Annotated in this window: 12 protein-coding genes and 2 pseudogenes; 9 read left to right on the top strand and 5 right to left on the bottom strand. The window is 64.3% G+C overall.

Translation table 11 applies throughout. The annotated features are described in order from the left end of the window. Nucleotides 1-202, top strand: a 202-nt coding sequence (locus tag WA944_RS23780; protein ID WP_526610266.1) for a transposase, incomplete at its 5' end; no start/stop codon positions are given. A gap of 51 nt (nt 203-253) precedes the next feature. Then, nucleotides 254-659, top strand: a pseudogene (locus WA944_RS23775) (L,D-transpeptidase); the annotation flags it as partial. Between the two features lie 236 nt (nt 660-895). On the opposite strand, the gene ripB reads toward WA944_RS23775, so the two are convergent. After that, entirely contained in the window at nt 896-1,669 is a 774-nt protein-coding gene (gene ripB / locus WA944_RS23770; protein ID WP_526371113.1) for an NlpC/P60 family peptidoglycan endopeptidase RipB, read from the bottom strand. A gap of 455 nt (nt 1,670-2,124) precedes the next feature. Here ripB and WA944_RS23765 point away from each other — a divergent pair, with 455 nt between their 5' ends. The 6 genes from WA944_RS23765 to WA944_RS23740 all read left to right on the top strand — a co-directional run bounded on the left by WA944_RS23765 (nt 2,125) and on the right by WA944_RS23740 (nt 8,499). Beyond that, on the top strand, nt 2,125-2,337 hold the full coding sequence (locus tag WA944_RS23765) for a heavy-metal-associated domain-containing protein (RefSeq protein WP_526371111.1): 213 nt from the start codon (nt 2,125-2,127) through the stop codon (nt 2,335-2,337). After that, the gene (locus tag WA944_RS23760; protein ID WP_526371109.1) at nt 2,334-3,305 is read left to right on the top strand and encodes a DUF8832 domain-containing protein; all 972 of its coding nucleotides are present in this window, start codon (nt 2,334-2,336) and stop codon (nt 3,303-3,305) included. Before WA944_RS23765 ends, WA944_RS23760 begins: the two co-directional genes overlap by 4 nt. A gap of 40 nt (nt 3,306-3,345) precedes the next feature. Further along, nucleotides 3,346-5,613: a heavy metal translocating P-type ATPase gene (locus WA944_RS23755; protein WP_526371107.1), complete on the top strand. Its 2,268-nt coding sequence runs from the start codon at nt 3,346-3,348 to the stop codon at nt 5,611-5,613. A 25-nt stretch (nt 5,614-5,638) separates the two neighbouring features. Next, entirely contained in the window at nt 5,639-5,983 is a 345-nt protein-coding gene (locus tag WA944_RS23750) for a YHS domain-containing protein (RefSeq protein WP_526610263.1), read from the top strand. Continuing rightward, nucleotides 5,980-6,309, top strand: coding sequence for a metal-sensitive transcriptional regulator (locus WA944_RS23745; RefSeq protein WP_526371103.1), 330 nt, complete (start codon nt 5,980-5,982; stop codon nt 6,307-6,309). Before WA944_RS23750 ends, WA944_RS23745 begins: the two co-directional genes overlap by 4 nt. Before the next feature lie 93 nt (nt 6,310-6,402). Next, nucleotides 6,403-8,499, top strand: a complete 2,097-nt coding sequence (locus WA944_RS23740) for a heavy metal translocating P-type ATPase (protein WP_526647414.1) — start codon at nt 6,403-6,405, stop codon at nt 8,497-8,499. Between the two features lie 126 nt (nt 8,500-8,625). On the opposite strand, the gene WA944_RS23735 is transcribed toward WA944_RS23740, so the two are convergent. Then, nucleotides 8,626-9,453 carry a hypothetical protein gene (locus tag WA944_RS23735; protein ID WP_526371099.1) on the bottom strand — a complete coding sequence of 276 codons (828 nt, stop codon included), beginning with the start codon at nt 9,451-9,453 and terminating at the stop codon, nt 8,626-8,628. A gap of 533 nt (nt 9,454-9,986) precedes the next feature. On the opposite strand from WA944_RS23735, the gene WA944_RS23730 reads away from it, so the two are divergent. Beyond that, nucleotides 9,987-10,145 (top strand): hypothetical protein, encoded by a 159-nt coding sequence (locus WA944_RS23730; RefSeq protein ID WP_526371097.1) that lies wholly within the window; start codon nt 9,987-9,989, stop codon nt 10,143-10,145. Nucleotides 10,146-10,435: 290 nt separating this feature from the next. On the opposite strand, the gene WA944_RS23725 is transcribed toward WA944_RS23730, so the two are convergent. From WA944_RS23725 to WA944_RS23715, 3 genes and pseudogenes are all read right to left on the bottom strand, one after another. Further along, nucleotides 10,436-10,777 carry a type II toxin-antitoxin system PemK/MazF family toxin gene (locus WA944_RS23725; protein ID WP_526371095.1) on the bottom strand — a complete coding sequence of 114 codons (342 nt, stop codon included), beginning with the start codon at nt 10,775-10,777 and terminating at the stop codon, nt 10,436-10,438. After that, nucleotides 10,774-11,025, bottom strand: a pseudogene (locus tag WA944_RS23720) (type II toxin-antitoxin system antitoxin MazE5); the annotation flags it as partial. The gene WA944_RS23725 and the pseudogene WA944_RS23720, both read right to left, overlap by 4 nt. Before the next feature lie 113 nt (nt 11,026-11,138). Next, nucleotides 11,139-11,365: hypothetical protein (locus WA944_RS23715; protein ID WP_526647413.1), on the bottom strand; the 227-nt coding region annotated here is incomplete at its 5' end.

Here is an 11,365-nt window from a genome sequence, read left to right as displayed (position 1 = left end):
CGGCATCGTCGCCTGGCACGCCAGCCGATTGAACAACGGGCTGCTGGAAGGGATCAACTCCCTCGTGCAAGCCGCCAAGGCCCGCGCCCGCGGCTACCGCAACAAACACAACATGATCACCATGATCCATCTCATTGCCGGTGACCTCACCCTGCCCACCGTCGCCAACCCCGCACTCGCCTACCCATCCGCCGCCGTGTGAACCGAACCATAAGCCAAGCCTAACCAACCCACTTGAACCAGCGGAGAGCCGACGCAGACCGTCGGGGGAAAGGCCATCTCCTTCTGGACGCAACCGGGCGTGTACACCGTGATGGGCAAACAGAACCCGGCGCTGATGGATTCGTCCACCTACGGGTTGCCGGTCGATTCGGCCTCTGGTTACAAGGTGAGCGTCGCCCACGGCGTGCGTATCAGTCCGGATGGCATCTACCTGCATGAGCGCGAGGCCACAGGGTGGGGCACAGGGAAATACCAACGTCTCCGCCGGCTGTCTCAATCTGAGCGCAGAAAACGCCGAGTGGTACTACGAGTTCGCCATGCCGGGCGACGTCGTCGAGATCAGGAACACCGGCGGCGCACCTTTGGAGCAGTGGCAGAACGGAGACTGGACTGTGCCCTGGGACGAATGGGTCCGCGGCAGCGCGTTGCGCTCGTGATCAGTATTCGATAAGTCGAACGACGTGCGCCGTTTCACCAAATCTTGATTGGATCACGAGCCGACCCATACTCGGGGGTCCCGAGGGCTGGAAGCGAGGCGGCGAAAGCGCTTGCCGCTTGGACGCATGACTCACGAAGTTGTGAGGAAGGACGTTCGCGGGATCGGCTATTGTCTCGCGGACTGAATCCGGTCGTCCGAACGAGAGTCTGCGGTGGTTGCCGCTCGCGTCGATCGTCAGCTTTCGATGATTCGAACCACGTAGGGGGTCATGCCCCCTGTCCGCACCGGTGAGATCTTGATCGGAACTCCGGTCTGTTGCGCCTCGATCATCTGACCTCCACCCAAGTAAATGGCTTCGTGCTGGCTTCCCCCGGGGCCCCAGAACAACAGGTCCCCACGCTTGGCTTGAGACGGAGGCACTTTTCGTCCGGCGTCATATTGAGCGCCGGAGTAGCGCGGGAGCAGAACTCCCACGCCGGCGAATGCGAATCGCGTCAGACCGGAGCAGTCGAATCCCACGGTGCCCGCTCCTTGGTCGACACCCCGACTCGGGCCGTTGAGGCTGCCGCCACCCCACGAGTATGGAACACCGATTTGCGTTCCGGCTCTGCGAATCACGTACTCAATTGCCTGTGCGCCATAGACTCGATTGCCGCGAACGCTTGTCTCAGGACTGACAGCGGGGCTGAGAATCCCCAGGCTGCTCAGAAAATTGCGGCCCATGTTCATGGCCGATTGTGTTGCGAGGGCCGTTGCCTGCAGGGACGCATTCGCTATGGCCACCGGATCACCGGGTGCTCCTGCGCTCGGCAGCTTCGGAAGTAGTGGATCCCACGGCCCGCCACCAGGCTCGGCGGAGGCGGCCGGTGTGCACGCGATGAAGAGCAAGGCGACGATCGCAGCGATCAAGGACAGACGGCGAATACCAGATCCGGAAGCGAATGGTGTTGGTGCGGGGCGGTTGGTGTGCGTGCCCGCTGAACCCTCGTGATGAACGTCAGGTTCCATGTCGAATCTCTCTTCCGTGCGCCGTAGCGGTGGCTACCGATTCGAACCAACAGCAGGCCAAGGAGCGCATCTACAGTTATGCAACAACGACTTACGTAGCTGATACGTAGAAGAGGGTAACTCACAAATGCCACATCCGTCACACCAGTCACAGAATTACATACTTGGAATTCGTTGCCGCGCGGCACTTTAGAACGCGTTCAGGTGCCGTGCGCATGGCGGAAGGGGTATCGAATGACGACATCGCCCACAGCGCCTGTATGGGAGAAACGGGACGCTCGTCAGTGCGCCGATGATGTAGGCACCGATCGCCGGTCATAAAGCGCGCGTCGACGTCATCCTGTGCGGCCAGCTGATTCGGCGACAGGGCAACCCTTGCGGCTATACCCCATGGGGGTATAGCCTGAGGTGCATATACCCGGTAGGGGTATCTACGCGAGAGGGCGGAGATGGACGTGAGCACAAAGAAGTACGCCGTCACGGGAATGACCTGCGGGCACTGCGAACTGTCGGTGCAAGAGGAAGTCAGCGAGGTAGCCGGAGTGCAGGACGTCGAAGTGAGCGCCAAGACCGGCACGCTCATCGTGACGTCCAGCGGTCGTATCGATGACGCGCATATCCTCGACGCCGTCGACGAGGCCGGTTACTCGGCGGTGCGTGTCGCATGAACGCCGCGGGACGAGTGGCCGCATTCAGTGCGGGACTGGCGGTGGCGTTCTCGGCTGCGTACGTAACCGCCGCGGCTGTCGATCCCGACACTGCGTCGACCGCTCAACAGGACCTCGGCGCAGACGCCACAGCTGATCACGTCGCGACGACCGAGCAGGCGTCGACGGTATCGCCTTCACCCGGCGATCCGCCAGGGTTGTCGCTAGCCCAAGGCGGCTACCTACTCAGCCCGGTGCAAGCACCGAACACCGCCGACGATCGGGGGACGTTGAGCTTCAGGATTGTCGACCCGGCCGGCAAGTCGCTGTTCGACTACGCGACTGTGCACGACAAGCAGGTGCATCTCATCGTCGTCCGTTCCGATGGCCAGCATTTCGCGCACGTACACCCAGTGCTGGACAAGACAACTGGCATCTGGTCGACGCCCTGGAGGTGGAACGCTGCCGGCTCTTACCGTGTGTTCGCCGATTTTCAGCCCGCCCAGGCGGGCAGCTCGAAACTCACCCTCACCCGCACCGTCGAGGTGGCCGGTGAGTTCGCCCCGGTGCCGCCGATGACGACACGCACCGTGGATCACATCGCTGGCTACACAGTGAAACTCGACGGTGTGCTCACCGCAGGAGCCTCGCGGCGACTGACGGTTGAAGTCGCGCGCGACGGCCAGCCGGTGACGACATTGCAGCCCTACTTGGGGGCGTTCGGACACCTCGTCGCGCTGCGCGAGGGAGACCTTGCGTATCTGCACGTTCACCCCGAGGGAGCCGAGCCCGTCCCGGGACGCACCGGTGGGCCCGCGGTGTCGTTCGCCGCCACCGCGCCCACCGCCGGTCGCTACCTGCTCTACCTCGACTTCAAAGTCGACGACACCGTGCACACCGCCACGTTCGTCGTCGACGCCGCACCCGGCGACGCCAACCCGCCATTGCCAGAACCTTCGCGCGACGCTGGCCACGCCGGCGGGCACTGACGCTTCCGCCCGACCGGGAACCTGAAAGGGATTGGCCCACATGACGACATCGACACCCGTTTCCGGCCCGAGCGTTGAGCTAAGAATCGGCGGAATGACCTGCGCCTCCTGCGCCAACCGTATCGAGCGCAAGCTCAACAAGATCGACGGTGTAGCGGCAACGGTCAACTACGCGACCGAAAAGGCCACCGTCGTGGTGCCTGACGGATATGACCCAGCGCTGCTCATCGCCGAAGTGGAAAACGCCGGATACAGCGCGGCGCTACCGTCACCGGAGAAGCCCATCCCTTCCGGGGAGACGGGCGAGACCGACGACCCCGATATGGTTTCCCTGCACCACCGCCTGACCGGATCGGTGCTGCTGTCGGTGCCTGTCATCGCGATGGCGATGATCCCGGCGCTGCAGTTCACCTACTGGCAGTGGGCGTCGTTGGTGTTGGCGGCGCCGGTGATCGTCTGGGCGGCGTGGCCGTTTCACCGAGCTGCCTGGGTCAACCTGCGGCACGGCACGGCGACGATGGACACGCTCATCTCCCTGGGCACGTTGTCGGCTTTCCTGTGGTCGCTGTACGCGCTGTTCTTGGGGACCGCGGGTACCGCAGGGATGAAACATCCCTTCGAGCTGACGTTGGCACCGTCTCACGGAGCGGCCAACATCTATCTCGAAGTTGCCGCTGGCGTTACCACATTCATCCTCGCGGGACGCTATTTCGAGAAGCGGTCCAAACGGCAGGCCGGCGCGGCGTTGCGGGCACTGTTCGAGCTGGGTGCCAAGGAGGTGTCTGTGCTGCGCGACGGGGTGGAATCGAAGATCGCGGTCGAGGACCTGGTGGTCGACGACGCGTTCGTCGTGCGCCCGGGGGAGAAGTTTGCCACTGACGGGGTGGTGGTGTCCGGGACTTCGGCGGTCGACGCGTCGATGCTGACCGGCGAATCGGTACCCGTGGAGGTCGGCCCAGGTGACACTGTGGTCGGTGCTACCGTGAACGCCGGCGGGCGACTGGTGGTGCGAGCCACCAGCGTCGGCTCCGACACCCAATTGGCGCAGATGGCCCAGCTGGTCGAAAACGCCCAAACCGGAAAGGCCCAAGTCCAGCGCCTGGCCGATCGCATCTCCGGAGTTTTTGTACCGGTCGTCCTCGCGATCGCGGCGATCACACTGGGCGCGTGGCTGGGCGCCGGCTTTCCGGTCGCGGCGGCTTTCACCGCCGCAGTTGCGGTCCTGGTGATCGCCTGCCCGTGCGCGCTCGGGTTGGCCACGCCGACGGCACTGCTGGTGGGCACCGGTCGAGGTGCGCGGATGGGTGTCTTGATCAAGGGCCCGGAGGTGCTGGAGTCCACCCGAAAGGTCGACACCGTGGTGCTGGACAAGACCGGCACCGTCACCACCGGCAAGATGAGCCTGGTCGATGTCATCGCAGCGCCAGGAACCAAGCGCGCGGACCTGCTTCGGCTGGCCGGCGCGTTGGAGAACGCCTCGGAGCACCCGATCGCCCAGGCCGTCGCTGTCGCTGCGGCCAAGGAGCTCGGAACGCTACCCACTCCTGAGGATTTCGCCAATATCGAAGGCAAGGGCGTACAGGGCATCGTGGACGGACACGCGGTCGTCGTGGGACGCGAATCACTGCTCGCGGACTGGGCCCAACACCTCAGTGCAGAGTTGGCGCAGGCGAAAGCGGATGCGGAAGCTCAGGGGAAGACTGTGGTCGCCGTCGGCTGGGACGGTCAGGCTCGCGGCGTGCTCCTCGTCGCAGATACTGTGAAACCTACCAGCGCGCAGTCGATCTCACAGATGCGCAAGATGGGGTTGACGCCCGTGCTGCTCACCGGTGACAACGAAGCCGTTGCCCGGCAGATTGCCGCCGAGGTCGGCATCGACACCGTGATCGCCGAGGTGATGCCCAAGGACAAGGTCGACGTCATTGTCCGGCTGCAAGCCGAGGGTAAGACCGTGGCGATGGTGGGCGATGGCGTCAATGACGCGCCCGCCCTCGCGCAGGCCGACCTCGGCCTGGCAATGGGTACCGGAACTGACGTGGCGATCGAGGCCTCCGACATCACCCTGGTACGGGGCGACCTGGGCAGCGCCGTCGATGCGATCCGGCTGTCCCGCAGGACACTATCGACGATCAAGACGAACCTGTTCTGGGCTTTCGCCTACAACGTCGCCGCGATACCGGTCGCTGCACTGGGCATGCTCAACCCCATGCTCGCCGGCGCGGCGATGGCGTTCTCCAGTGTCTTCGTCGTGGGCAACAGCCTCCGTTTGCGCGGTTTCAAGTCCACATCGTCTGTCCCTACCAGCTAGATCCCTACTGCACCGAGGAGAACCCATGTCCGACAACCGAAAAACCGAATCCAGCTGCTGCTGCATCGGCTCAACCGACGACTTGGACGCGACAGTCATCGATTCTGCGGCGAGAAACCTCCTCGACCCCGCGGAGGATCGGACGACCTGCCCGGTGATGCCCGGCACCCCGGTGGACAAGACGTCCGCCGAAGCCGCGGGCCTGTTCCGCGACTACCGCGGTCGACGTTACTGGTTCTGCTGCAAAGGATGTGGACCGCGGTTCGACCGTGATCCCGACAAGTACGCCAGCGTGGGGTTACTGACATTCGCATCCCGGCGCCCCATTCCGTTCAACGATAAAACCTCACCCTCAAAGGACCTGCAATGACCCAAGTCGACGACACCGACCACTGCCACGCGTCGGGCTCGCCACACCACGCCTACATCACCGATAAGGACAAGTACCTCAAGCGCTTGAAACGCATTGAAGGCCAAGCCCGTGGCATCAGCCGGATGATCGAGGAGGAACGCTATTGCATCGACATCCTCACCCAGGCTGACGCGCTGACCAAAGCCCTGCAGGGCGTAGCGCTGGCACTCCTGGACGACCATCTACGACACCGCGTTCGAGACGCTGCTGCCGCCGGAGGGCCGGCCGCCGACGCCAAACTCACCGAAGCCTCCGAAGCCATCGCCCGACTGGTGCGGTCATGACCCAAGACGGCAGCGCACCGACGCAGCCGCCTCGCATCTCCGGCCACTGCTCGCGCTCGAACCGACACTTGAGCTCATCAAGGGAAGCAGAACATGACAAGTCACGATGACCAAGCGGTAGCTACATCGCTCACCGACGTGCACGCCAACCACGACGGCCACGGCGATCACCAACCCAATGCTGACCACGGGGGCCATGCTGGCCACGGCGCTGATCACGTCGCTCAGTTCCGAAAGCTTTTCTGGATCAACGTGATCCTCGGCGTACCTGTCGTCGCGTTTTCGAGCATGTTCGCGATGCTGCTCGGCTACGAGATCCCCGACTTTCCGGGCGCCCGCTGGATTGCTCCACTGCTCGGTACCGTCATGTACGTCGTCGGCGGGCGCCCATTCCTGACGGGCGCGATCAGCGAAATACGTTCTCGCAAACCGGGAATGATGCTGTTGATCGGGCTGGCGATCACTGTCGCATTCGTCGCGTCGTGGGGCGCCAGCCTGGGTCTGCTGCACCATGAACTGGAGTTCTGGTGGGAACTCGCGCTGCTCATCGTCATCATGCTGCTCGGTCATTGGGTCGAGATGCGTTCGCTGGCGCAGACGACCTCGGCACTGGACTCGCTGGCCGCGCTGCTTCCTGATGAGGCTGAGAAGATCGACGGTGATCGCACCGTCACCGTTTCGCCGGCCGATCTGCGCGTCGGCGATCTGGTGGTGGTCCGCCCCGGAGGCAGCGTCCCCGCCGACGGCAGAATCGTCGACGGACGCGCCGACATGGACGAGTCGATGGTCACCGGCGAATCCCGGTCAGTGGCGCGCGGGGTCGGCGACGCCGTCACGGCCGGAACCGTCGCCACCGATTCCGGGTTGCGCGTCGAGATCACCGCCACCGGCGACGACACCGCCCTGGCGGGTATCCAACGACTGGTGAGCGAGGCGCAGAATTCGTCATCGCGTGCCCAGCGCCTCGCCGACAGGGCGGCCGGTTGGCTGTTCTGGTTCGCTTTGATCAGTGCCGCGATCACTGCGGTGGCATGGACTGTCGTCGGCTACCCCGACGCGGCCGTCATACGAGCGATCACCGTCCTGGTCATCGCGTGCCCACACGCGTTGGGTTTGGCGATCCCGCTGGTCGTTTCCATCGCCACCGAGCGGGCCGCACGAGGTGGTGTGTTGATCAAGGATCGCCTCGCCCTAGAAGGCATGCGCACCGTCGACGCGGTTCTCTTCGACAAAACCGGCACCCTCACCAGGGGCGAACCGACCTTGACCGCGATCGAGTCCCGCGGCGACCTCGACGACGACACCGTGCTCGCCCTAGCGGCGGCCGCCGAGGCCGACAGTGAACACCCCCTGGCGCGAGCCATCGTGAGGGCCGCCGACGAGCGCGGGCTCGCTGTGGCGCGCGCCAGCGGTTTCTCGTCGTCTCCGGCGGTAGGTGTGACCGCGACAGTTGACGGGCACGAGATCCGGGTGGGCGGCCCTCGCCTGCTCGACGAGATCGGCGGACAGGAAGTCAACGCCGCCACCGTGTGGCGCGAGGAAGGTGCGATCATTCTGCACGTCGTACGCGACGGAGCTGTGCTCGGCGGGCTGCGCCTGGCCGACGAGATCCGCCCCGAATCGCACGAAGCGATTGATGCGTTGCACAAGCTCGGCGTCGAGGTGGTCATGATCACCGGTGACGCCGAGGCGGTCGCCCAGGCGGTGGGCAACGAACTCGGCATCGACCGCGTGTTCGCCGGCGTGCGCCCGGAAGACAAGGCGTCGAAGGTCTCTGCGTTGCAGCACGAGGGCAAAAAGGTCTCGATGGTCGGCGACGGGGTCAACGATGCGCCTGCTCTGGCCCAGGCCGACGTCGGTATCGCGATCGGTGCCGGCACCGACGTCGCGATTGCGTCAGCCGGGGTGATCCTCGCCAGCTCCGACCCGCGCTCGGTGCTGTCGGTCATCGAACTGTCTCGTGCCAGCTACCGCAAGATGAAGCAGAACCTGTGGTGGGGCGCCGGCTACAACCTCCTCTCGGTACCGTTGGCTGCCGGAGTTCTCGCGCCCATCGGGTTCGTCCTGCCGATGTCGGTCGGCGCGATCTTGATGTCCCTGTCGACGATCGTGGTGGCGCTCAACGCTCAAGTGTTGCGCCGCCTCGACCTGACGCCCGAGGCCAGCACCCGCGCCGTCCTCGATCGCTGACACGTCAGGCGGCGCTGTTGGCGCGCGTCTTACACCGTAGGGGCACTTCGAGGATCGGTCGAGCGCGATACCGACTGGGCAACTGCGGAGCGTTTAGAAGCCCACTCCAGTGGAGAGTTCAGCTGTTCACTTGCCGTGATCATGATCGCTGTGGTCGTCATGCAGCGGCACCGCAGGTGGGGCCGGGTCTTCTGCCGGTGGCGGCGTCGCCGGCTCGCCAGCGGGCTCACTCACCGGCGGCGGGATGACCGCGGCGGGATGACCGCCGTCGTGGACATCTGCGTGCTCGGCGCTCGTCCCGTGGTGACTCCCCTCCGCGGGCTCGGCGCTGGTGCCGTGGTGATCACCGTGTGCATCCTCGGCGGTCGTTCCATGGTGGCCGCCGACTGCACCCGCTGGCGCATGATGGCCGTGCCGAAGGCCGGAAGCGACTCCCACCGTGGACGCCAGCGCCACGACACCGACTGCGCCCATAAGGACCATCGCGCTGCTGAACACCGGTACCGGTTCTCCTTGCAGGCCGCGATACCACACCCAGCCGGCGCCCATCACGACATAGATCTGAAGCAGCAGTGCACAAAGGTCCGCGGCCTGGACCACTTCGGCTTGCCCGGCGTGCGGACCGTACGGGGCTCCCGCGGTCCTGGACAGGGCCCAAAGAGCAATGGCTCCAAGGTTGAGCATGATGCCAGCGGCAAGCACTGGGATCGTGGTTCGGGCCAGCACAGCCCTCGCCCAAATCAATTGGAAGAACGCGACCGCCACGAAGAACAAACCTGCCGGCATCCACTCCTGCCAGTGAGCAGGCACAACGGCAAAATGGATAACCGAAGCACCCAACGAGGCCAGTGCGGCAAGCCGAGCCGCCAACCGGCTGTCGGTCTTCCTCGCTGTCCTGGGCGCCACGGAACCAGGATGACAGCGCCATCCCCGACAGCGGTTGCATGACACCATATCTCAACCCGACCGAAATTCATTTGTCATCAACTACTGTCTTCCTACGTAGATGACGTCGATGCCACCCTCAGTCCGCTGACTCTCGACAACGCTTTTCGGCTCTGGACCACGCCCGCTCGTACTGAGGCCTCGGCGAATGTGGCGGTATCGCGTGTAGTTGCGGGGAACGGCCGCAATCTTTCGACCGCGACACCCGTGCCAGCGTGTCCCTGTGCGCAGTCGAATTTGCAATTGCTGCCGTACTTGTTGGTGGATGTCCGACAGGGTTGCCGCAGCGACTACCTGGTTGCACGCGATACGGCGGTGCGGCCCAGCTGACCCCTTCGGCAAATCCGATCTACAACAGGCAGCATTGGTTTGAAGATCTCACGTGGACCATAAGGGGTTCCGAATGGTGCGGACGGCGCTGGCGCCGAGCAGCTGCAGAACTGCAACCCTTACTGTGCAGTAGGCGAAATCTTTCGCAACCGCGTACAGGTCCGGTGCAGCGGCACACGTCCGGCCCCGCCGGAGGTGGCTGCCCGGAGGCCGTGCAGTTCTACACCCAGATGATCGTCGCCTATCCGGATCTCGCGGAAGTTCCTTTTGAAACGAACCCCGACTATGGTGTCGTCACTCGCTACAACGGGATGCCCGCTATCCGCTACAACCGCATGATGGTCGACTGCCAACCAGCCCCAAACATCTGAAAAGCCATGGTGAGTGCTAACTAAAGCGGGCCCACCATGGCAAAGAGGCGTGAGCACGGACCACGGACTTCGAACGGAGCGTGCCGTACCCGGCGTAGGGCTTCAGAAGCGGACTGGGCGTGCGCGTGGGCGTCGAGGATCCGCCACCAAGATGAGAAAAGGTGTCTGCCAATCCGACGAGAATCCCACATCGCCACAGGCAGAGCTTGCGCTGTCTGCCTTGCTTGGTGAGAACCTACAGCTGCGCTCAGCGCCGGAACGTGCGGGTAGCACCCGCCGCTACTGCAGTGTCAACGGAGGGGTTCGGACTCGCAGGCCACGGCTACCGCGAGTGCACCGCAGATTTCACGCATCCGAGCGTCGGCGAGACGGCCCAGGCGTTCGACGAGCACGGCGACGGCGACACTTTCCACTGAGTCCAGATTGACCGCGGATCGGCGTGGGACGGGATCATCGTCGGGATCAAGAATGACCTCGCTGGCCAAGCCTCGAACGGTTGTTGTGCATGGGCCGACGAGGGCGCGCCTGAGCCGGGGGATGGCTGCGTCACGCGATAGGACAACGACTGGCCGACGACCGATGTCCGGCAGTTCGCACCACCACACCTCCCCACGTGCAGGGAGCGGGCTCACGACGTGCTGGCCGTCCGACGCCAGCTCGCGAGGTCGCCCCACTCGTCAGGTTCGTCGGGGGGATGTCTGTCGTAGGCGGCGTAGCGCGCGTCCACCTCGACGGCGCGATGCCGAGCAATCAACGAGGCGAGGGCTTCATCAAGTAGGGCCGCATCCGTTCGCCCGGATCGGAGTTGCCGAGCGCTGCCGAGTAGATCGGCGTCGACGGTAGTGCTTACGCGTATGCGTGGCATGCCACAAGTATGCCACTCGGCTACTCGGAGAGATGGCGCGTTGACATTGACGAGATGGCGCGTTGACACTGCACTCTTGGCGGGAAGTTGTGTGTACACCCCGCCGTGAGCGCAGTCTCAGCGGTGGGTTACGAGGCCTTGAGGACGAGGACGGGTTCGGCGGTGGTCACCGGCACGGACACCGGATAGTGACCGGTATCCACCGCGTGCGTCCCGACATCGATCATGGCTGATGCGCGTGACCAGCGGGTTTTGCCGTCCCACCCGCAGTCGCACCGAGCGGTGTAGCGGAACGTGGTCCCATCGATGTAGGCCTGCATGTCGTGAAAATTACCCATGGACAATGAGAACCAAC

The sequence above is a fragment of the Mycobacterium sp. genome (genome assembly GCF_049683355.1).
Taxonomy (GTDB): Bacteria; Actinomycetota; Actinomycetes; order Mycobacteriales; family Mycobacteriaceae; genus Mycobacterium.
Note: the sequence above shows the minus strand (reverse complement) of the source record. Positions and strands in the feature narration are given on the sequence as shown.